This is a genomic window from Brevibacillus sp., from assembly GCF_003521185.1.
GTDB lineage: Bacteria > Bacillota > Bacilli > Brevibacillales > Brevibacillaceae > Brevibacillus > Brevibacillus parabrevis.
This window is the reverse complement of record NZ_DOTK01000007.1, coordinates 52,021-74,236: the sequence shown is the minus strand read 5'-3', so window position 1 is coordinate 74,236 and position 22,216 is coordinate 52,021. Positions and strand designations below refer to the sequence as shown.

14 protein-coding genes are annotated in these 22,216 nt (G+C 55.7%); 12 read left to right on the top strand and 2 right to left on the bottom strand.

Translation table 11 applies throughout. The features are described 5' to 3' along the window. Positions 1-93: 93 nt before the first annotated feature. The 3 genes from glpK to DEP07_RS01935 all read left to right on the top strand — a co-directional run bounded on the left by glpK (position 94) and on the right by DEP07_RS01935 (position 3,984). Positions 94-1,593: a glycerol kinase GlpK gene (gene glpK, locus DEP07_RS01945; protein ID WP_122966391.1), complete on the top strand. Its 1,500-nt coding sequence runs from the start codon at positions 94-96 to the stop codon at positions 1,591-1,593. A gap of 155 nt (positions 1,594-1,748) precedes the next feature. After that, positions 1,749-3,416, top strand: a complete 1,668-nt coding sequence (locus tag DEP07_RS01940; protein WP_173596642.1) for a glycerol-3-phosphate dehydrogenase/oxidase — start codon at positions 1,749-1,751, stop codon at positions 3,414-3,416. Between the two features lie 13 nt (positions 3,417-3,429). Next, the gene (locus DEP07_RS01935) at positions 3,430-3,984 is read left to right on the top strand and encodes a glycerol-3-phosphate responsive antiterminator (protein WP_122966389.1); all 555 of its coding nucleotides are present in this window, start codon (positions 3,430-3,432) and stop codon (positions 3,982-3,984) included. 523 nt (positions 3,985-4,507) lie between these two features. On the opposite strand, the gene pdxR is transcribed toward DEP07_RS01935, so the two are convergent. Beyond that, positions 4,508-5,908 (bottom strand): MocR-like pyridoxine biosynthesis transcription factor PdxR, encoded by a 1,401-nt coding sequence (gene pdxR, locus DEP07_RS01930; RefSeq protein ID WP_287102026.1) that lies wholly within the window; start codon positions 5,906-5,908, stop codon positions 4,508-4,510. Positions 5,909-6,031: 123 nt separating this feature from the next. Between pdxR and DEP07_RS01925 the strand changes: the two genes are divergently transcribed. From DEP07_RS01925 to DEP07_RS01885, 9 genes are all read left to right on the top strand, one after another. Next, positions 6,032-7,009: a proline dehydrogenase family protein gene (locus tag DEP07_RS01925; RefSeq protein ID WP_287102025.1), complete on the top strand. Its 978-nt coding sequence runs from the start codon at positions 6,032-6,034 to the stop codon at positions 7,007-7,009. A 179-nt stretch (positions 7,010-7,188) separates the two neighbouring features. Next, complete coding sequence (locus tag DEP07_RS01920; RefSeq protein ID WP_287102024.1) at positions 7,189-9,561, top strand: DUF7408 domain-containing protein; 2,373 nt, start codon at positions 7,189-7,191, stop codon at positions 9,559-9,561. Next, positions 9,558-10,484: an ABC transporter ATP-binding protein gene (locus tag DEP07_RS01915; protein WP_122966384.1), complete on the top strand. Its 927-nt coding sequence runs from the start codon at positions 9,558-9,560 to the stop codon at positions 10,482-10,484. The genes DEP07_RS01920 and DEP07_RS01915 overlap by 4 nt, the downstream gene beginning before the upstream one ends. Next, positions 10,481-11,374 (top strand): ABC transporter permease, encoded by an 894-nt coding sequence (locus tag DEP07_RS01910; RefSeq protein ID WP_122966383.1) that lies wholly within the window; start codon positions 10,481-10,483, stop codon positions 11,372-11,374. The genes DEP07_RS01915 and DEP07_RS01910 overlap by 4 nt, the downstream gene beginning before the upstream one ends. A 3-nt stretch (positions 11,375-11,377) precedes the next feature. Next, positions 11,378-13,120, top strand: coding sequence for a hypothetical protein (locus tag DEP07_RS01905; RefSeq protein WP_287102023.1), 1,743 nt, complete (start codon positions 11,378-11,380; stop codon positions 13,118-13,120). Positions 13,121-13,137: 17 nt separating this feature from the next. Then, complete coding sequence (locus DEP07_RS01900; RefSeq protein ID WP_122966381.1) at positions 13,138-14,121, top strand: AAA family ATPase; 984 nt, start codon at positions 13,138-13,140, stop codon at positions 14,119-14,121. Further along, entirely contained in the window at positions 14,118-14,999 is an 882-nt protein-coding gene (locus DEP07_RS01895; RefSeq protein ID WP_242774300.1) for a DUF58 domain-containing protein, read from the top strand. Before DEP07_RS01900 ends, DEP07_RS01895 begins: the two co-directional genes overlap by 4 nt. 16 nt (positions 15,000-15,015) lie before the next feature. Continuing rightward, positions 15,016-16,872, top strand: a complete 1,857-nt coding sequence (locus tag DEP07_RS01890) for a vWA domain-containing protein (RefSeq protein ID WP_281869692.1) — start codon at positions 15,016-15,018, stop codon at positions 16,870-16,872. Next, positions 16,862-19,726: a VWA domain-containing protein gene (locus DEP07_RS01885; RefSeq protein WP_281869691.1), complete on the top strand. Its 2,865-nt coding sequence runs from the start codon at positions 16,862-16,864 to the stop codon at positions 19,724-19,726. Before DEP07_RS01890 ends, DEP07_RS01885 begins: the two co-directional genes overlap by 11 nt. A gap of 47 nt (positions 19,727-19,773) precedes the next feature. On the opposite strand, the gene DEP07_RS01880 is transcribed toward DEP07_RS01885, so the two are convergent. Beyond that, a complete protein-coding gene (locus tag DEP07_RS01880) occupies positions 19,774-22,029 on the bottom strand; it encodes a multicopper oxidase family protein (protein ID WP_281869690.1) in 2,256 nt (751 codons plus the stop codon). Between the last annotated feature and the right edge of the window lie 187 nt (positions 22,030-22,216).

Genomic DNA, 22,216 nt, shown 5'->3' with positions numbered 1-22,216 from the left:
TTTTCACCCATAAAAAAAGAAGCAGGGAAAATACCCTGCCTGTAGCTAAATAGAAAAGATCCGATGCTTCTATTATAAGGAGGAATAGCCGCTATGGACAACAAATATATGCTTTCGCTCGACCAAGGAACGACAAGCTCTCGCGCTATTTTATTCGATAAATCCGGTGCGATCATCGGGGTTGCCCAGAAAGAGTTCACGCAAATTTATCCGAAGCCGGGTTGGGTGGAGCACAACGCGGAGGAAATTTGGGAGTCGCAATTGGAAGTATTGAAAGCGGTATTGTTGGAAAATCACGTGAAGCCGGAGCAAATCGCGGGCATCGGGATCACGAACCAGCGGGAAACGACCGTTGTCTGGGATCGTCACACCGGAAAGCCGATCTACAATGCGATTGTTTGGCAGAGCAGACAGACCATCGATATTTGCAACCAGCTCAAGGAGCAAGGTTACGAGCAAACCGTGCGGGAAAAAACCGGACTGTTGATCGACGCGTATTTTTCTGGAACAAAAGTAGCGTGGATGCTCGAACACGTGGAAGGTGCGAGAGAAAAAGCAGAGCGCGGCGACCTGCTGTTCGGCACGATCGATACGTGGCTGATCTGGAAGCTGACAAACGGCAACGTGCACGTGACCGACTATTCCAATGCTTCGCGCACATTGATGTTCAACATTCACACGCTGGAGTGGGACGACGAGCTGCTCGCCATGCTGCACGTTCCGAAAGCGATGCTGCCGCGCGTCTGCCCATCCAGCGAGTTGTACGGCTACACCGATGAAAAAGTGTTCCAGGTGCAGATCCCGATTGCCGGAATCGCGGGCGATCAGCAGGCTGCCTTGTTCGGGCAGGCGTGCTTCTCCGAGGGCGCTGCGAAAAATACGTACGGCACAGGTTGCTTTATGCTGATGAACACAGGCGAAAAGGCGGTTGCTTCGAAAAACGGGCTGTTGACGACGATTGCCTGGGGAGTAGACGGCAAAGTCGAGTATGCGCTGGAAGGCAGCATTTTCGTGGCGGGCGCGGCGATTCAATGGCTGCGCGACGGACTGAAGCTGATCGAAAAGTCATCCGACTCGGAAAAGCATGCGATGGCAGTAGACAGCACGGATGGAGTATACATGGTTCCGGCCTTCGTCGGTTTGGGAGCGCCATACTGGGACATGGAGGCAAGAGGAGCGATCTTCGGTTTGACTCGCGGTACGACCGAGGATCATCTGATTCGCGCTGCCCTGGAATCGTTGGCGTATCAAACGCGTGACGTGCTGGAAGCGATGGAAGCCGATTCCGGGATCAAGCTGCAAAAGCTGGCTGTTGATGGCGGAGCGGTAGCCAACAACTTCCTGATGCAGTTCCAGTCCGATATTTTGGCGACAGAAGTAGAGCGCCCGCGCGTCAACGAGACGACTGCACTCGGTGCTGCTTACTTGGCGGGGCTTGCTGTCGGCTACTGGAACAGCAAGGAAGACATCGTGCACAACAAAGTCGTCGAGCGTTCGTTTGTGCCTGATCTGGCCGAGGAAAAACGCCAGGAGTTGTACGAGGGCTGGAAGCAGGCTGTCAAGGCGACGATGGGTTACAAGATTAGGCATTGATTTTTGCGCCAAAGAGGAATAGAGTAAAGATAAGTTAATCATTTGCTGTGGAGACCGTGGAGACAGCCAGTATCAAAAGGGCAATGGACAATGTCGTTGCTTCTTTTGGATATTGGCTGTTTTTTGTTTTTTCGTCAGAAAGGATGAGATCAACGATGAACGCTCAACGAAAATTGTCATCATTTACGCGTCAGGCATGTCTGGAAGAAATGGCGAGCAAGCGCCTCGATCTTTTAATCATCGGAGGAGGCGTCACCGGAGCGGGGATTGCCCTTGACGCCGCTTCGCGCGGACTTACCGTAGGACTGGTAGAAAAGCAAGACTTTGCCGCAGGTACGAGCAGCCGTTCGACCAAGCTCGTCCACGGAGGATTGCGTTACTTGAAGCAGGGCGATGTGCAGCTCGTGCGCGAGGTGGGCAGAGAGCGCGCCATTTTGTATCGCAATGCTCCGCACATCGTCATTCCGGAAAAAATGATCTTGCCGATCGTGGAAAAAGGGACGTACGGCAAGCTGGCTACGTCCGTCGGCTTGTACATTTACGATGTGTTGGCGGGCGTCGAGCGCAAAGAGCGCCGCATCATGCTGAACAAACAGCGGACGATGGAAGCAGAGCCGCTTTTGCGCACGGATATTTTAAAAGGCGGCGGACTGTACTTCGAATACCGCACCGACGATGCCCGTCTGACGGTCGAAGTCATGAAGACAGCGCGCGCGCACGGGGCTTTGTGCACAAACTACACGGAGGCAACCGAGTTTATTTACGAGAACGGCAAAGTGACAGGCATTCGTGCGAAAGATTTGCTGTCCGGCAGCGAATACGAGCTGTACGCGAAAAAAATCGTCAACGCCGCAGGCCCATGGGTCGATCAACTCAGGGAAAAAGACCGTTCCTTGTACGGCAAAAGACTGCACCTGACCAAAGGCGTCCACCTCGTTGTTCCGTACAACCGACTGCCGCTCAAACAATCCGTTTACTTCGATGTCTCGGACGGACGCATGCTGTTTGCGATTCCAAGGAATAACAGCACGTATATCGGCACGACAGACACGAACTACCAGGGAGTGCTGGAGCGCCCGACGGTGACGCGTGAAGATATGGAGTACGTGCTTCGCGCCGCCAACGAAATGTTCCCGACTGCCAAACTGACCGAGCAGGATGTCAGCTCCAGTTGGGCAGGGCTGCGACCGCTGATTCACGAGGATGGCAAATCGCCTTCCGAGCTGTCGCGCAAGGACGAGATTTTTTATTCGAATAGCGGGCTGATTACGATTGCGGGCGGCAAGCTGACCGGATTCCGCAAGATGGCAGAGCGCATCGTGGACGTAGTCGCCAAACAGTTGACGGCAGAAGAAGGAAGATCGTTCAAGCCGTGCCAAACGGACACAATCGTGCTGTCGGGCGGCGAGTTCGCCTCCGGGAAAATGATCCCTGCCTATGTGAAAAAGCAAGCAGAGCGGGTGCGCGATTTTGGCATCTCGGAAGAGCAAATTCGCGTTCTTGTAGGAAAGTTCGGCAGCAATAGCGAAAAAATAGTAACAGCGTGTCTTGAATACATTGCCAACAACGAGACACAGTCGGCGGCGGAAGCGCTGCTTTTGGCTGAGCTGCACTACGCACTGGAAGAAGAAATGGTCATGACTGTCAGCGACTTTTTGATCCGTCGCACAGGCCGACTGTTTTTTGAACGCGATTCATTGGAAAGCATATACCCGATGGTGGCCGATGAGCTGGCCAACAAGCTGCATGCGGACGCAGAGCAAAAAGACCGGGACTTGAAAGCTTTTGCCGAGGAATACCATCTAGCCAAAACATTTCAATAGGGGTGACTCCTGATTGGCCAACCAGATTAATCAGCCTATTCTTCCGGCTGCCCGAACACTGAAAGAATTTGACGAGCTGATGGAGACGTGCTACGAACGCATTATTTTGCTGAACGCCCATGTAGCGCAAGTAAAGCCTTTGGGCAAGCGGGCGAGAGCGTTTGGAAAAAAACTGCTCATTCACGCCGACCTCATCGACGGATTGAAGTCGGATGAGTATGCGATGGAATTTCTTGCGCAGGAAGTGAAGCCTGACGGAATCATCACGACGAGAAACAGTGTGGTTTTGGCCGCGAAGAAAAAAGGGCTGATTTCCATCCAGCGTCTTTTCCTGATCGATACGATGGCATTGGACAGCAGCCTTACGCAGCTGGAGCGGACGAAACCGGATTACGTGGAAGTGCTGCCGGGGATCATCCCGCATTTGATCGAGGAGATCATGGAGCGGACCCGTATCCCGATCATCGCAGGTGGCTTCATCCGTACGAAGGAAGACGTGGATCGGGCTTTGCAGGCAGGTGCGACCTCTGTCACTACCTCCCGCAGAGAGCTGTGGGCAAAATCATAGGATAACAAGGGCGAATCCAGCAAAAAGCCGGACATTCCAAGCGGGGAATGTTCCGGTTTTTTGCCTTTTGGCGCGTCAGGCGTCTTAGGCATGCAGCTGGGAAAGGTAGTAGAAAACATAGGTAGATACCTGATTTTTCCTCTGGGAAAGATAGTTGTCTATGCGGCTTTACCTCCTCTGGCATATATACATATAGTCATCCAAAAACAAGAGGAAAGAAGGCGACAGCATGAATTATCAAAGTTCGCAATGGCAGTCCTCGTATTCTTCTTCGACTGGGCAATCTTCCTATTATCCATGGCAGCGGGATGGTCAACGCCCTCCTGGCTGGGATCATCGCGGCGGAGGAAGCTCGCAAGGCTGGAACCGCAGACGCAGATGTCCTGACCGTTGCCGCAACTGTCCGCCCCAATGCTGCGGCCGTCGTCATTGGTAATTTCTCTCTTAAAAAGAGCCAATCTTCCACATTAGCGGGAGATTGGCTTTTTTCAATGCGGGGCTGCATGGCTTGGTCCGTTGCAGGTCAACGGCTGAGAACGATTCCCATTCTGCGGACACCTTCTTCTATGCCGTCCTCGGAAACATTGCCGTACCCAATCACAATCTTGTCTTCATGTCTGCCTTTCCCAATCGCATGTTCCTCCACAGGGTAGACGCGCACGCCAGCAGCTTCCAGTGCAGTCAAGACATCCGGTGTAAAAGAGATGCCGTCAAAAGCAGCGACGATGTGCAGCCCGGCAGCTTCTCCCCAGATGGTGGCGCGATCGGCAAACGTGCGGCGCAGCGCCTCTATCAGGCATTGGCGCCGTTTTTTGTACAGCTTTTTCATTTTGCTGATGTACTTTTCCAGATGGCCTTCCTCGATGAAGCGACCGAGAGCGAGCTGTTCGAGCGAAGGCGTGTGCAGGTCGGACAGCCATTTGGCTTGTTGATACCGCTCGACCAATGTTTCCGGCAGGACAAGGTAGCCGAGGCGCAGGCCAGGCGACAATATTTTGCTGAAGGAGCCGATGTAGATTACCCGCTCGGGGGCCAACCCCTGGATCGAGCTGATGGGCGGGCTCTCATAGCGAAATTCGCTGTCGTAATCGTCCTCGACGATGTAGCAATCGACTGAGCGCGCGTATTGGATCAGCTGGATTCGCCGCTGGATCGTCAGCGTAGTGCCGAGCGGAAACTGGTGGGATGGCGTCACAAAGGCAAAACGGGGTCTGCTGCCAGCGAGTGGCGAAGGCAGACTGTGCATGTTCATGCCGTACTCGTCAACGGGAACCGGACAAAGTCTGGCTCCTGTCGAGGTGAAGATCGACTGGATATCCTGGGTGATCGGGTCTTCGATGAGCACGCAGCTTTCGCGGTTCAGCAAAACTTTGGCAATCAAAGTAAGCGCCTGAGTCGCGCCGGAGGTCATGACGATTTGCTCAGGAGTGCATTGCACGCCGCGCGTCCGGTACAGATAGCGGCTCAGTACATCGCGTAGCTCAGCGCGTCCCTCGGGCCGATTGTAGCCGAAAGCCGACAAGGGGGCATCGTGGCACACCTGTTGTACGGTTTTGCCCCACAAGCTGCGGGGAAATTGTTCGAGCGCAGGCACGCCTGAACGAAAATCAATGAGGTGCTCCGGCTGATCGCCTGCCGAGGGGAGCGGTCGTTCCTGTCCGCGAGCGAACTGCTCCAAATAAATGCCTGCGGCGACAAAATAGCCCGAGCCTTGTCTGCTTTCGATATATCCTTCAGCGAAAAGCTGGTCGTAGGCTTCGATCGCGACATTTCGGGAAATGCGCAGCTCTTGCGCCATTTTTCGGGTGGAAGGCAGCTTGAAGCCGGCTGCCCAGTCGCCACGCAATATTTTGTCGCGAAATTCTGTATAAATTTGCCGGGTCAAAGGAATCGGCTTGTCCCGATCGATGGGCACCCATAGCATGGCGAATGCGCCTCCTTTCCAACTGGTCCTGTCCAAACAGGCCCAAACTGGATCTGATCGTCTCCAGCTTATCATGTTAGGGTGAGGGAAGAGAAGATTGCCCAGTCAAAGGAGAGAGTGCATGTGAACAACCAGGAAAAGCAGACTGCCCACGTATTGAAAACAATCGCCCGGGATGAGAGCATCAAGCAATTTGTCCAAAGCACACCCCAGTTGTACAAGCTGCTTTTATCCGCCGCGAAGCGCTATGTAACAGGCGAGACTCGTGAAGAAGCGATGCATATTGCCGCCAGATTAAAGCAGTGGGGCTATCAGACATCCATCGAGTACATCGGGGAAAATACGCTGGACGAAGCAGCGGCACAGCTTGCCAAGCGGGAATTTTTGCAGGTAGCGAAAGACTGTTCCCGGCTGGACACCGCTGCCAACATTTCGTTTGATCTCTCGCATCTGGGGCTGTTGATTCAGCCGAAGACCGCGCTGGAACACGTAAAGGAAATGGCGGAATGCGCCAAAGCGCACGGGCAGTATTTGATGATCAGCATGGAGGAGTCGGAGAAAACCGAGGCGATTTTGCAAATATACGAGCGCCTGACAGAGCGCCACGCTAACGTAGGCATCACGCTTCAGGCCCATCTGCACCGCTCCGTGGACGATCTCAAGCGACTGCTGCATCTGCCAGGAAAAATTCGCCTCGTCAAAGGAGCGTTCCAGGAGCCGCAACAACTGGCGCTGCCGAGGTCGCCGGAGCTGAACGAGCGGTATTTGCAACTGGCTGAGCGGTGCGTGGAGGCTGGTCACGACTGCGCATTGGCAACGCATGACCAGGCGATTGTGGCTGCCCTCTGTGAGCGAGGTTACTTGCAGCGGCCGAATGTGGAGCTGGAACTGCTCTACGGCGTGCGGCCCGAATTGGCCCGCGAGCTGCGCAAAAAGGGGCTGCCCGTGCGGGTGTATTTGACGTATGGAACCGAGTGGTACTTGTACTTGTGCCACAGGCTTGCCGAGCATCCGGCGCATGTGCATCAGGCAATCGCGGACATGTTCGATCCGACCCGGATTCGCGATTCCGAGTACGACACAACCAGAGTCGAAGCATGAGACGAAAAGCTGCCTCCTTTCCGTGCGGGGCAGCTTTTTGCATACACTCCACCTGCGATGAAGGCCAATCGTTCCCCTGTGCAAAATTAACTGTAGCTTTTTTCCCGTCAATCGCGTCTTAATTTGTATGAAAAAGACGAATAGACTGCAAACGAATTGACCATGGAGGTATTGAGGGAATGAAAATGGTGAAGGGCAAGCGATGGCTGCTTTCCATGTTCGCGCTCCTGTTGCTGCTGGTGTTGGGACCTGCGCACCAAGGGGCGGTCGCTCTGGCAGAGGGCACGATCCAGCTAAGGGTGAGCGCAGGGATCGATGGCGCGTACAAGGAAGCAGGGCAAGTGCCGATTGTGGTGACTGTAACAAATGGAGGCGCTGATACGGAAGGCAACCTGATGGTAGCGACGGGGAACAGAGGGAACAATCAGTATTCCGCCGCCTATTACCAGCCAGTGTCGATTGCCAAAGGCGTGACCAAGCAAGTAACGATCATGGTGCCTGGTTCAGAGCTGTACAACAGTACGTATGTAGCCATGATGGTAAACGACAAGATCGTAGCGCAAGCGCCCTTGAATGGTCAAAGCTACAGTAACGATATGGTAATGATCGGGGTGCTGGGGCAAAACGCAGATACCGCGAATTTCCTCTCGGCGCTGCCGCGGGACACGTTTCCGAATCCGGCGAAAGCAGTGCCGATGAAGCCGGAGAATGTTCCGACTTCGGGCGTGCAGCTGCAAATGCTCAACATGCTGATCCTGAACAATTTTGCCCTGGATTCGTTGAATGAGCAGCAAATTCAGGCGATACGCGACTGGACAAAAGCCGGGGGCAAGCTCGTTCTGGCAGGTGGTGCCCAGTACAAGAAAACCGCAGGAGCGCTCGCTGACCTCTCTCCTGTGGAAGTGACCGGGACTACGAGCGTGAAGTCGCTGGCCAACTTGAAGACGGATAAAACGAAGCCCGTTGAGCTGACGGCTCCGTTTACGGTCAGCAACGGTACAGTAAAAGCCGGGAAAGTGCTGTACAGCGAGGGAACAATCCCGCTGTTTGTCGTACATAACGTAGGGGAGGGCAAAGTGCTGTACGCAGCCTACGATCTGGCGGAGGAGCCTGTCGCCAGCTGGGCCGGGAACAGCCGCTTCTGGTCTGACCTTTTAATCAAAGCGTTTGGTTCCTCGCTCGGCGACTTCAAGTCGTCTTCGCTTGACGGCATTTGGCCGCTGCGCGAAGCATCAGATATGAATCCGGACCTGAAAATTCCGGAAGTAAGCTGGTTTGCCCTGTTGTTCGGGATATATGCCCTGATTGCCGGACCTATTTTGTTTTTCATTTTGCGGGCATGGCGCAAACAAAGCTACATGTGGGGCATCGTGCCAGCTTTGGCGATTCTCACGGGGATCGGGATTTTCTCGTTTGGCGCTTTGCAGCGTGGTACGGGCGTCCTCGTCCATCAAGTGAGCTTCGTCCAGCTGCAAAACGATGGACAGGCAAAAGTAAACGGGCTTACCTCCTTTTTTGTGCCAAGAAACGGTGAGTATCGCCTGACTGTAAAAGGGCAAGGACAAGCCCAACCGCTTGCAGATCGGGAGCGGACAGATGTGATTCCTAAAATCTGGACTTCCACCCAGGCGGATCAAACGGATATTCAGTTCCGCGACGTAGAATTTTGGTCGACGCGCAAAGTGGCGACAGAGCATACGATTTCCGATGCAGGCAGCTTTGAGTCGAACTTGTCTTACAAAGAAGGAGCCTTAACAGGAACGGTTACGAACAAGACCAAGTTTGCCCTGCGCGATTTGACGATTTTTTCCGGTAACCAAGTGCAGGAAATTAGCGAGCTGGCACCTGGAGCAAGCATTGAAGTCAATCTGCCGTTCCAGCCAGCAGCCCAGGCGAGATGGAGCAATCGTCAATCGTACGCTACGACGGCGCTGCCTGCGCATCTGCGCTCCATTCAAACAGAGCAGACGCGTGAGCAAGTCATGATCGAAATGCTGGAAATGACTGATCGCAGAAACAATCAGAACGAAATCGTGAGAATCGCAGGCTGGACCAACCAATCGGTTGTCGATGCTGTCGTGCAAAACGAAAACACCAAGCTGGAGAGCCTTACACTAATTACTTCCGAACTGAAGGTGCAGCCTTCCAAAGACGGACATGTCTACTATCCGACAGGTACATTCGATGTCACGATGTCGGGCAGCTCCGTTCCGGTTGGCGATGAAGGGGACGGCTACCGCTTGCCGGCAGGAGACATTACCTTTGACTTCAATCTGAGTCAGGAAAACAAGAAGCTGAAGATCACAAACGTGTATTTGTACACCTGGTCGGATGACAACACGCCATTTTCCAAGGAAGTGTACAACTGGAAGGCAAAAGCTTACGAGCCGTTTGAAAAAGCGTTCAACAACACCGTCATGTCAGGCGACAAGGCTGCCCTGTACGTGTCGGCAGACGGCATGATGCGCATCAAGTTTGCCCATCAGCTGCCTGATGAACGCCATATCGGCATTCCGAATGTGAGCGTGGAAGGGAAGGTGAGCCAGCAGTGATCCAAATTCGCAATTTGCAAAAGAGCTACGGGAAAATGCAGGCGTTGAAGGGCCTGACAATGGACATTGAAAAGGGCACGGTTTTCGGTTTCGTCGGTCCGAATGGGGCAGGAAAATCTACGACCATGTCCATTCTGGCTACCTTGCTTGCCCCTACGAGCGGCAAAGCGTACGTGGGCGGCTACGAGGTGACGAGTCACCCGAAGGAAGTCCGCAAACTGATCGGCTACATGCCGGACTTTTTCGGCGTCTACGACAACTTGACGGCAGAGGAGTACCTGGACTTTTACGGTGCGAACTACGATATTCCGGCTGCGGAAAGAAAACAGATCATTCCGCAACTGCTCGATCTGGTCAATCTCAGCCACAAGCGCGACGCGTACGTTGATTCGTTGTCGCGGGGGATGAAGCAGCGGCTTGGGCTGGCCCGCTCCCTGGTGCACAACCCGGAAGTGCTGATTCTCGACGAGCCCGCCTCCGGTTTGGACCCGCGGGCGCGGATCGAGCTGCGCGAGATTTTGAAGGAACTGCGCGATATGGGGAAGACGATCATCATCAGCTCGCACATTTTGCCTGAGCTGGCAGAGATGTGCGATGTCATCGGGGTGATTGAAGAAGGGAATCTCGTCGCATTTGGACGAGTCGATGAGATTTACGCGAAAATGCAGGAGCAGCGCGTGCTGCGCATTCGCTTGACTGGCCAGCTTGAGGAAGCGATGACGCGGTTGCGTGAAATGCCTGTGATCACGAGCGTAACGCGTGAAGGAAGCTGGGTTGTCGCCGGGTTTGCCGGAAACGACGAGCAGCAGGTGGAGCTGTTGCGGGAACTGACGACAGCTGGTTATCCGGTGGCAGCCTTCAACGAAGCGGTGGGCGATCTGGAAGACATCTTTTTGGAAATTACGAAAGGGGTGGGCTCATGAACGTCCTGAGAAGATTGCGCAACCCTGTGTTATTCAACGAATGGAAATTGCGGATGCGGACGAACCGCGCCCCGTGGATCATTTTGTTTTACTTGCTGGTGTTGGGAACTATGACGTTGCTCGCCATCTTTTTCATGACGAATGGCGGCAGCTACTACAAGCCTGGCGAGACGCGGGAGCTGTTCATGATGCTGTCGATCTTTCAACTCGGCATGATCGGCTTTCTCGTTCCGGGTCTGACCGCCGGCGTAATCTCGGGAGAGCGCGAACGGCAGACGCTGAGCATCCTGCTGACGACAAACATAAGCGCCACGAGGCTGATTTTGGGAAAATGGCTGGCTTCGCTCAGCTTCATGATGTTTCTCGTGTTCGCCACCATCCCGCTGTATGCGATTGTCTTTTTGTATGGCGGGGTGTCTCCGCTGCAACTGATCAAAGTGTTCGGCTTCTACGTCGTTACCATGCTGGTAGTCGGCAGCATCGGCGTACTTATATCGACCTTGATCAAACGGACGGGAATTGCCACGGTCGTCAGTTATGCAGTCGTATTCGGTGTGGCGATCGGCACAAGCGTGCTGGCGGAAATTATTCGCCAGTTCATCCGTTATCAAAATCGGATGAATCAGGTGACTTCTCCGCCGAACTCCATCTGGCCCGATCTGTTGCACAGCATCAACCCGGTGTTTGCCATGCTGAACATTTTTGAAGAAGGGCCTGTCCAGGATTTGAGCAGCTTCACCAACGCCCAGAGCTTTTGGGCGAATGTCGATCCATTTTGGAATTACTGCCTGTTTTATGGGGGATTGACTGTTGTCTGCTTGTTACTTGCGATTTACTTCATCCAGCCTGTGCGCGGACGGAAGCGCAAGGCGTCAGCCGGGGAGCAGTAAGCCATGTTTACCGCGAAACCGGACAATGAGCTGAAGTCGCTGCTGAAGCCAGTACGCAGAAAGCTGCAAAACCAGGTACTGATCCAACAAATCACGTTGTACGGCTTGTGGGGGGCGGGGGGAAGCGGACTGCTTCTCCTCGCTGCCCGTTTTTGGCCGATCCCGTATTACGCGTGGCTGGCGGTAGCCATGTTTCCTCTAGGGCTGGCGATTGGCTGGATGAGCACGAAGTGGCGACAAACGACTTGGCAAAAGAGTGCGCAGGCGGCAGACGGCAACGGGCTTGCCCAGCGTGTGGAAACGGCGTGGGAGCATCGCGAAAGCACCTCCTCCGTCGCGGTCATGCAGCGGGAAGATGCGCTGCGGCATTTGCGCAAAAACTTGCCGGATATTATCGAGAGCATTCGCGTTTGGGCCGGGCTGAAAAACAGGTTGTTCGTCACAGGCGGTTTGCTTTTGCTGTGCTTGCTGCTCCTGGTTTGGCCCAATCCGCAAGATGTGCGGCTTCTTCAGATGGAGCAGGCAAAACAGGCAATCGCCAAGGTGGAAAAAGAAATCGAGGAAATCAAGGCGAAAACGAAAGCAAATGAAGGGTTGAGCGAGGCTCAGAAGAAACAGCTGGAAGAGATGCTGGAGCAAGCGAAGAAGAGCATCGCCAAAGCAGACGATCCCGCCGGACGGCTCAACGCGCTGCGGGCGGCAGAAAAGCAGCTGGAAAAGCTGCGGGCAGCGGAGCAGAACAAGACAGCATCGCTGCAAAGCTTGCAACGCAGTCTCGGCAGCCAGAAGTCGACAAAATCAGTGGCCGACGCATTGGCCAAAAGCGATCGCGAAGCATTGAAAACGGCGCTTGCCGAGATGGCAAAAGAGCTGGAAAAGATGAAAGAACAGGAGCGGGCTGATCTGGCCCGGGAACTGGAAAAAGCCGCAGAACAGTTGAAAAAGGACGCGGAATCCGCCAATGCGCAAGAGCTGGCGGATACGGCCAACCAGTTGGCACAGGCCGCCAAGGAAATCGCAGCCGGGCAAGACCCGGAAGCGATGAAGGCGCTGGAAAACAGCCTGCTGCAAGCGATGGGAGCAACCGAGCAGTCCCAGCAGGCGATGCTCGCGGCCTCCCAGGCGGCAGCTTCGCTCACTCAGTCGCAGATGACGCTGGCAAGCGCCGCAGCTGCCGGAAGCAATAACGGGGCGAGTGGAACCGGAGCAGGCCAGGCAGTCCCTGCGTCGACTACCCCGGGAAACAACCAGGCAGCAACGGGCAGCGGAGCGTCAGCCAATGCGAACGCTGCGGCCAATCAGACGAATCAGGCGAATCCGCCTGCAAACGGCAACACAGGAGCAGGTCAAGGCAACGGCTCAGGAAAAGGTGCCGGGAACGGTGCGGGAAATGGTTCGGGAAATGGCGCCGGAGCAGGCGCAGGCGGCGGAAGCGGAAACGGAAACGGAAATGGTCAAGGGCCGGGAGGCGGACTGGGCGCAGGAAAGCACGAGCTGGTCACGATTCCGACCAGCCGCATCGGCGGGGAAAATGGCCCTTCCGAAACGGTAGGCGGCCCTTTGGGAGCAGGTCCTTCCCAGTCGCAGCAAAACAGCCAGACACAGGTGACCTCCGGCGGAACGCTGCCGTATGAGGAAGTGTACGGCCAGTACGAGCAGTTCGCCCGCGAGAGCATGGAAAAAGGCACGATTCCCGGCGACTATCAAGATATCGTCAAAGACTATTTCAGCAAAATTGAGCCTTAGAAAAGGAGGGCGCGGCTATGGCACAGCAAACGCTAGAAGATTGCTTGCAGCGAGTAGAGCTAGTCAGACAAGAGATCGGAAAAGTATTGGTGGGACAAAAAGACGTCGTCGAGCAACTTTTGTGGGCGGTGTTCGCGGGAGGCCATGCTCTTTTGGAGGGCGTACCCGGTCTGGGGAAGACGCTGCTCGTGAAAACTTTGTCGCAAGCTTTTGAACTGTCTTTTCAACGCATCCAGTTCACTCCTGATTTGATGCCGACTGATATTACAGGGACAAACATTCTTCTCGTGGACGAGACGGGGCAGCAGTCGTTCCAGTTCCAGCACGGACCGATTTTTGCCCATGTCGTACTCGCCGATGAAATCAACCGGGCAACACCGAAGACGCAGAGCGCGCTGCTTGAGGCCATGCAGGAGCGCACGGTTTCCGCAGGGGGCGTCACTCGACCGCTGCCTGCGCCGTTCTTCGTTTTGGCGACACAAAACCCGCTGGAGCAAGAAGGGACTTATCCGCTGCCCGAGGCCCAGATGGACCGCTTTTTGCTGAAAATCGACGTGCCGTACCCGACAGCTGACGAACTGAAGGCAATCGTACAGCGCACGACGACCGGGCAAGCGATTCCGGTAGAAAAGGTGGCATCCGGCGAGCAAATCGGGCAAATTCAGCAGGCCGCCCGCGACATTTTGGTGGCAGATGCGGTGCTGGACTATGCTGTCAACTTGCTGCTTGCGACTCACCCTGGCGAGCGGGCTGTCGCTTCTGTCAATCAGTACGTGCGAAACGGGGCAGGGCCGCGCGGGGTGCAGGCAATCGTCTCCCTGGCAAAAGTGCGGGCGCTGCTTTCCGGGCGTTACAATCTCGCCTACGAGGACGTGGAAGCGGTAGCTTTGCCAGCCCTTCGCCATCGCATTTTCCTCAATTTTGAAGGCGAGGCGAGCGGAGTGCGGGCCGATCAGATCATCCGCGATATTTTGGACGCGCTGTCGGGGCAGAAAGCATGAGTCAGCACCTGCTTGACCCGGCATGGCTTGCCAGACTGGAACGGATGCAGCTTGCCACCAGGAAAGCCGTCAGCGGCAGCCATGCGGGAAAGAGACGGGCCAGACAGCTGGGCAGCTCGATGGAGTTTGCCGACTTCCGGGCGTACGTGCCGGGAGACGACTTGCGCCAGTTGGACTGGAATGCGTATGCGCGCTCCGGCAAGCTGTTTTTGAAAAAGTATTTGGATGAAACCGAGCTTCACGTGAGCTTGTATATCGATTGCAGCCGCTCCATGGGCTACGGGCAGCCGAGCAAGCTGTCGCGCTCGGTGCAGATTGCCGCGGCTTTGGGGTACTTGTCGCTGTGCCACCTCGATCACGTATCCGTCTACGCATTCGATCACCGCATCGTAGCGTCCTTGCAAGGGTTGCAGGGCAAAGGTCAGGCGCATCGGCTGCTTTCCTTTTTATCGGCGATCGGGGAAGGCGGCCCGGGGGATTTGCATGGCGCACTCCGCCAGCCTGGAGCAGTTCGCGGCAAAGCAGGTATTTCGATCGTGCTTTCCGATTTTTTGTTCCCGGACGGCTACGCGGAAGGGCTGGCCTACTTGCAGGCGGCGCGGCAAGAGGTGACGCTTGTGCAGGTACTTTCCCAGGAGGAACGGCAGCCGGATTACGCAGGCGAGCTCCGGTTGATCGACGCCGAGACCGGACAGGCAAAAGAAGCATCGATGACTGCCTTGTTGTTGGCCGAGTACGCGAAAAGCTTGCGCGATTTTCGCCAGGAGCTGGCTGCTTTTGCTTACGGAAGAGGCATCGCTTACACAGAGATCGAAGCGGAGCAATCGCTGGAATCGGTCGTCTTTCACGTATTTCGGCAGGCGGGCATGATTCGCTAGAGAGGAGAGAGACTTCATGCAGTGGATGGGACTTTCCAGCATCTGGTTTGCATTGATCATCCCGGCCATCATCGTCCTCTACCTGCTCAAAAGAAAAGTAGAGGATCGCGTCGTGCCGAGCACGCTGCTTTGGCAGCGAACGTTGCAAAACTGGGAGGCGGTGCGGCCATGGGAAAAGCTGCGGCGCAACTTGCTATTGTTCCTGCAACTGCTGGCGGCATGCTTGCTCGTTCTGGCGCTGACCAGACCAGCCATGCCAACGGAAGGGATCACGGCTGACCACACCGTGCTTGTCGTCGATACATCAGGCAGCATGCTGGCAAAAGAGGGCGAAGAGACGAGGCTGTCACGGGCCGTCTCCGAAGCGAAGGCGCTGGTCGAGAAGCTCGGCAGCGCTCAGACGATGACCGTGATTGCCGCCGGGAGCGAGCCGAATGTGCTGGTGTCCAAAAGCGCCGACAAAACCGAGCTGACAGCGGCGCTGCAAAAGCTGACAGCCAACATGGGAACGTCTGACCCGCTGTCTGCGCTGTCGCTGGCGGGAGCGATCGCGGCGAATGAACCGGGAAGCGGCGTCATCTGGATCGGGGATGGCAATGTGGAGCGCAAGCTGACGACTCAGTCATTGTCCGCCTCGTCCGCAAGCTTTCGCTTCATGCAGATGGGGCGAACGCGTGAAAATGCGGCGATTGCCGCCTTTGTGACACAGGCCGGGCCAAACGGTGTCGAAGCCCTTTTGCGCATCGATAACCATGGCAGCGCCCAGTCGCGAGGAACCGTCACGATTTTTGATGACAAAGGCAAGCTGCTGGACACGAACCAGTTTGCCATCGAGACAGCAGGTTCCGGGACGTTTTCGTTCACAGAGCTGCCTGTCTCGACTGCCTATCGCGCTGTCATTGCGCCGGAGCAGGACGGCTTGCCGCAAGACAATGAAATCTGGAGCGTGCCATTTGCGGCGAGCAAAGGAAAAGCCGTGCTGTACACTCCGGCGGGCAATCGCTTTTTGCATCAGGTCATGCAGACCGTTGGCAGCCTGGAGGTGGAAACCGTCCAGAACGCTCCCGAGCCGAATGCCGAGGCGCGCGATTTGTGGGTGTTCGACGGCGAAGTGCCGGACAAGCTGCCGCAGGGCAATATTTTGCTGATCGCGCCAGACAGGAAAACGGATTGGCTGCCGCTTGCAGGCGAGCAGGAGCTGGAGCAGGGACCGCAAGCCGTCTCCGCAGATGATCCGATGCTCAAATACGTGGATTGGCGCGAGGTGCATATTGCCAAAGCGGCGGTTTTAGGCGAAATGCCCGGGATGAAGACACTCGTGCGAGCTGGTGACGCGGATTTGGTCAAGGCAGGCGTGATCGACGGCAGGCGCATCGTCGTGTTTGCTTTTGACTTGCACGATTCCGATTTTCCGTTGCGCCCGGCTTTTCCCATTTTCATGCAAAATGTTGTGAACTGGCTGTCGCCAGCGCAAACGGCACCCATCGCCACCAGTCATCCGGGAGAGAGCCTGAGCATTCCGCTCACGCCGGGGGCAACGGAGAGAAGCTTGACGTATCCCGATGGTCAGCAGCAAGCGATCAAGGCAAACGGAACGGTCTTGACGATACAGGTGCCGGAGCAGATCGGCTTGTACAAACTGGACGAGACATTGGACGCGGGAGCTGTGAGCAAGTATTTTTCCGTGCGCCTGAGTGAGAGCGAGTCGGATATTACGCCGAAAACGCTCAGTGTTGCCAGTTCGCAGGCTGGACAAGGCGAAGCAGAGCAGCAAAGAGCGGGCACAGGCACGCGGGAGTTGACGTACTGGCTGGCAGCGCTTGTGCTCTTGGTTTTGCTTGTGGAATGGAGGGTGTACCAACGTGGGTATTAACTTTACACAGCCGTGGCTTTTGCTGCTTTTGTTGCCTGCTGCCTACCTCGTGATCCAGTGGTGGCAAAAGCAAAAGCAGATGCCCGCAAGCAGAAAAACCGTTATTGCCACCCTTCGTTTCGTTTTGTTCGCGCTGCTCATTTTCGCGTTGGCAGGGACGCAGCTGCTCACGCCTGTTCAAGCCAAGACGGTTGTTTTTGTCGTGGACCGTTCAGCCTCGATGAAGGACGATCCGCGGGTGCTCTCGTTTTTGCGAGACGCTATCGGGCAAAAGCGTGCGGAAGACAAGTATGCAGTCGTTGCCGTCGGAGCTGACGCCGCTGTCGACCAGCCGTTGACATCGCGCGAAGAGCTTGCGCCGCTGGGAGTCGAAGTGAACCGCAACGCGACGAATCTGGAAGAAGGAATACGGCTTGCGGCGGCGATGATTGGGAGCAACACGAGAGGCAAAGTCGTGCTGCTCACCGATGGAATCGCGACGAACGGCGATGCTTCCCGGCAAACGAAGCTGGCGCAAGAACGCGGCATCAGTGTAGAGGCTGTGTCCTTGCAGCAGCCGCAAGGAGACGAAGTCGTTCTCTCGTCTGTGCAAGTTCCGCAAAGGTTGTACGCCGGAGAAGAGTATGCGATCACAGTCGATGTGGAGAGTTCGCTTGCCACAGAAGCGACGCTGCGGTTGTACGAAGGCAACCGAGCAGCTGGTCAGCAAACGGTGCAAATCGATAAAGGAAAAAACCGCTTTGTCTTTTCGCAAAAAGCGATGGAGCAAGGCTTTCACCGCTATCGGGTGGAAATCGAGCCTCGCCAGGATACCGTTCAGGCGAACAATCAGGCAACGGCTTATACCCAGGTAGCCGGAGCGCCTGTCGTCCTCGTGCTGGAAGGACATCCGGGCGCGGCGAAAAATCTCGTGCAGGCGCTCCGGGCAGGCGGGATGCAGGTCGAACAGCGCGAGCTTGCGCTTTTGCCCAAGGAGCTTGCGGGCTACAAGCAATACGCGACGATCGTGTTGTCCGATGTGTCCGCTACCCAAATGAGTGACGCTGACATGGAGCGCATGAGGACAGCGGTGCGCGATCTGGGGCTGGGGCTGATTATGACCGGAGGAAGCGAGAGCTTCGGAATGGGCGGCTGGTTCCAGACGCCGATCGAAGAAGCGCTTCCGGTGCATATGGATTTGCGCGGAAAACAACAGCTTCCTTCTCTCGGGCTGGAACTGGTGATCGACAAATCCGGCAGCATGAGCTCAGATGCCAGAGGTGTCGATAAAATGGAGCTGGCGAAGGAAGCCGCGATTCGGGCTACGACCATGATGAATCAGCAAGATTCCATCGGAGTCATCGCGTTTGACGGTGATCCGTGGGAAGTGGTTGCCCCGCAGACCGTCGCCAACAAAGAAGAGATTCACCAGCAAATCGGCCGCATTCGCGCCGATGGCGGAACAGATATTTACCCCGCGCTGCAGCTGGCGTACGATCGGGTGAAACAGATGAATACGCAGCGCAAGCACGTGATTTTGCTGACGGATGGACAGTCAGGCATGCAGGATGACTACCAGGGGCTATTGCAGCAAATGACCTCCGAAAATATTACCGTGTCGACAGTCGCTGTGGGAGATGATGCGGATCATACGCTTTTGGAAATGATCGCGAAAATGGGCAATGGCCGCTATTACTTTGCCAATGACGCCGAATCGATTCCGAAAATTTTCAGCAAGGAGACGGCACTGGCCAGCCGGACATTCATCGTCGAAAAGCCGCAAATTCCCGAAGTGACAGGAGCCGGCATGTGGCCGACCTTGCAGCAGGCATTGCCGCCGCTAAGGGCGTATGTGGCGACAACAGCCAAACAGACAGCGGAGACGTCACTGATGAGCATGGATGACGACCCGATTTTGACCCGCTGGCAGTACGGGCTGGGACGCGCCGTTGTCTGGACGAGCGATCTCGAAGGCAAATGGGCGCCTGACTGGGTGAGTTGGGGTGGCACTGGCCGTCTGTGGAATGAGGTAGTCGCCTGGACATTCCCGCAAATCGCGGAAGGAAAGTGGAAAGCGCGGACAAGCCTGGACGGAGCTGCGGGAAGTGTAAAAGTGACGATGCCTGCCGGGGCAAGCTTGCCGCAAGAGCTGGAGGCGGTTGTCCTCAACGAGAAAATGCAGCGGGAGATCATCAAGCTCAAACCGATTGCCCCAGGGGTTATGGAAGGCAAGTTCGAGACGGCAGACCCCGGCACGTACATGATCCAGATATCCGAAAAGAGTCAGGGACGCGTACTCGCGAGTCAAACGACAGGACTGACCGTATCTTACTCTCCCGAATACGGAATGTCGCGGGATGGAGAAACAGAGCTGCGCACCTGGCTGCTCGCAGGTGGCGGCAAACAGATCAGCGAACCGCAGGAAGTCTACGGCGGTCCGTTTCCCGCCAAGTGGGACACGCAATCCATCGGGGAGTGGCTGTTGATGCTTGCGGCATTGCTTTTGCCAGTAGATATTGCGGCGCGCCGCTTGCAACTGCCCGATCAATGGTGGACAAGGCTCGCGGGCCTGTGGCGCAGATCAGCATCGCCTGCAACAGCCGGGTCGCAGCCGCAGCAAACGGTATGGACGCAGCTGTCAGACAGACGTTCCGCGACCCAGCGTTCGCGTTCAGATGCCCCGGCGCACATTCGCAAAGACAGTGATTTGACTGCTTTCCAAGCAAAAGGCACGGCCAAGACCGTGCAGGAACCGTTGAAAAACAGACCAGCAGCGGTATCGGGACAACAGCCGCCGTCCCGCGAGGAACAGCAAGATTCGGATGATACGCTCAACAGGCTGCTCGCGGCGAAGAAACGTCGAAGCAAACCGTGAGCAGCGAAAAAGCAGCCCGGTACATGGCCAGGCTGCTTTTTCTTCTATTATTCGGGATGATTGCGGGTAGCGCGACCTGCTTCGTAGGGAGTGGTTACTCCTTCGTACAAAAGATGCATGCTCATGCCAAGCGCGGCGTGATCCTGATTGTGGCAATGGTCCATCCAAAGGCCGGGATTGTCAGCGCGAAAGGCGACTTCGTATGTCTCGCCCGGCGCTACATTCAGCGTGTCCGTCCACCAGGGACTTCCTGTAGTCTGTCTGCCGTTGCGTGTGAGGACGAGCATGTGATGACCGTGAAGATGCATCGGGTGATCCATGAAGCTGCGGTTGACGAAAGTCATTTTCACCAGGTCGCCCTCCTGGACGAGCATCATCGGCGTGTCGGGAAACACCTCGCCGTTTATCGTCCACAGACCGTCGATGCGGCCATCGTACATCCCGAAGGCGACATCAAACAGCAGAACGTATTCGCGATCGTACGATGTGGCGAGATCAAAAGGCAAAGGCAGCGGAGCGCCGTAGCGAGCAGGATCGAACAGCGGCAAGTCTGCTTGCAGGTTCGGCAAGGCATCGCCTCCGTCCGGGCTGAGCAGCAATCCTTTGCCGCGGTTTTTGCCTTGGGTCGCTTGTGTGAACAAGACGGGGCGATTCGGCATGGTAAAGGAGACGTCATATCTCCCTCCGGCAGCAAGCTTCAGCGCTTGGTTGGCAAGCAAATTCGGCTCGTTGACTTCGTTTCCGTCAATGGCGCTCACTTGAAAAGAAGTGCCGAGGAGCTGATAAGTGACGGGCAGGTTTTCCGCGTTGATGAAACGAAGTCTTACAGGAGTACCAGGGGCAACCGTTTGCTTGGCAAGCGTGTCTGCGCCATTCAGCGTCGGCCCTTCTCCTTTTGGTTTGTGATGAATGAGGGCAAGATCGCGGATGGCGGGCTCTGACCGAGATGCATTTGCATTGGCAGCAGGCTCAATCACCATAGCGCCAAAAAGCCCTTTTCGCACCTGGACAGAGGCTTGCTGATGCGAGTGGTACCAAAAGGTTCCGGCTTGCTCGGCGCGAAAGCGGTAGACGTGCTTTTCGCCAGGAAGTACAGCGTCCTGTGTCGCTCCGGCTACGCCATCTTCGGCGTTGGGAACGTTCAGACCGTGCCAGTGAATGGTGACGCCATCAGCGATATCTTTGTTTTCCAGGACGATCTCAACCAGCTCGCCTTGCCTGAGCCGCAGCTCTGGCCCGGGGTATTGCCCGTTAAAGGTCCAGGTTTCCAGCGTATTTCCGGAAGGCAGCCGAATCGTCGCTTTTTGTGCCGTCAATGCGAATTTTCGATCTGCCGTGCCCGCACGCGGCCCGGTCAAGTCCGCTACGCTGACCGTTTTGGCATTCGACGAGGGCGCAGTGCCGCTGTCCGGCGCATGACTAGCGTGCGAATGGTGGGCAAGTTGCTTTGTGCTTAGCCCAGTATCGACGTTCGTGTGACTGGTCATGTTGAACTGTTCCGGAAGCAGGCTGGCTTGAAGGGCCTGACTGCCAAACGCGACAAGTCCGGTGGACAGGACCATGAATACACCCGTTGCCCGCAAAAAACGAAAAAGCGGCGCAGGGCGCTTCCATTCTCCGGGGTGGGAGCAACGCTGCTGCTGCCATGATTGAACGATCCAGAGAGCTGAGGTGGCAGCCACCATTACCACCCAGGCGACGAGCAGCGTGGATGGCTCCAGCGTGACAGCAGGGAAGGTAAGCTGCAGGTAGCAGGCTGTGACACTGCCCAGAACGGCAAGCTGCAAGGGAACGATCAGTTCAGGCGCCGAAACCATTTTTCGGAGATGTTCATCCACCCGCTCATGATCTGTAGTGTAAAAAGGGTCTGCTTGCCGCAAAAGACTCATGTCTGCTGAAGCAACCTCTTGCGCAATCAGAGACATGTCGGGATTATCGACAATATAAGATGGCTTGTTGCTGCATCTGCCCAGCTTTGCTGCCAGGTCCAGCAAGCGGGGAAGCGAGAAAAAAAGCACGCAAATAACAGGGACAGCGATCAGCGGGAGAAAGCCGATTGTTTTGTCCTTTATGTAAAGCCAACCGAATGATTGAAAATACGCCCAGGTCAAAAGCAGTTGTCCGGCGAATACAGACAGCGATATCCAGACAAACAGCAGAGTCAAGCGGGTCTTTCTTGCAAGCGCTCGTTTGGTTGGCTGATAGACGAGCGTATGGGCGATAAGGGCCGGGATGAGTGTCGTGAGGACCAGAACGAGAAACAAGCCTTGGTGGGTTCCGGCGAGCACCGCAAAATCTGCCATAAATAATTCCTCCCGTGAACAGTTCCATTCTTACATGATAGAGAGCATCGCTGATCAGCCAAACGTACTGGGGCAGTATTTTCCCTCCGCCTCGGGACGGATACATGTGAGTGAAAGGAGTGCAGAAGGCATGTCTTTTGACTTTTTCGAGACATAACAACGCTCGGAACGCTGTCGTTCTCCACCT

What these genes read in the sequence shown, in the direction of transcription:
- DEP07_RS01895 (WP_242774300.1), top strand. Translation starts at nt 14,118, where the DNA reads ATGAGTCAGCACCTGCTTGACCCGGCATGGCTTGCCAGACTGGAACGG.
- DEP07_RS01890 (WP_281869692.1), top strand. Translation starts at nt 15,016, where the DNA reads ATGCAGTGGATGGGACTTTCCAGCATCTGGTTTGCATTGATCATCCCG.
- DEP07_RS01910 (WP_122966383.1), top strand. Translation starts at nt 10,481, where the DNA reads ATGAACGTCCTGAGAAGATTGCGCAACCCTGTGTTATTCAACGAATGG.
- glpK (WP_122966391.1), top strand. Translation starts at nt 94, where the DNA reads ATGGACAACAAATATATGCTTTCGCTCGACCAAGGAACGACAAGCTCT.
- DEP07_RS01880 (WP_281869690.1), bottom strand. Translation starts at nt 22,029, where the DNA reads ATGGCAGATTTTGCGGTGCTCGCCGGAACCCACCAAGGCTTGTTTCTC.
- pdxR (WP_287102026.1), bottom strand. Translation starts at nt 5,908, where the DNA reads ATGCTATGGGTGCCCATCGATCGGGACAAGCCGATTCCTTTGACCCGG.
- DEP07_RS01900 (WP_122966381.1), top strand. Translation starts at nt 13,138, where the DNA reads ATGGCACAGCAAACGCTAGAAGATTGCTTGCAGCGAGTAGAGCTAGTC.
- DEP07_RS01940 (WP_173596642.1), top strand. Translation starts at nt 1,749, where the DNA reads ATGAACGCTCAACGAAAATTGTCATCATTTACGCGTCAGGCATGTCTG.
- DEP07_RS01920 (WP_287102024.1), top strand. Translation starts at nt 7,189, where the DNA reads ATGAAAATGGTGAAGGGCAAGCGATGGCTGCTTTCCATGTTCGCGCTC.
- DEP07_RS01905 (WP_287102023.1), top strand. Translation starts at nt 11,378, where the DNA reads ATGTTTACCGCGAAACCGGACAATGAGCTGAAGTCGCTGCTGAAGCCA.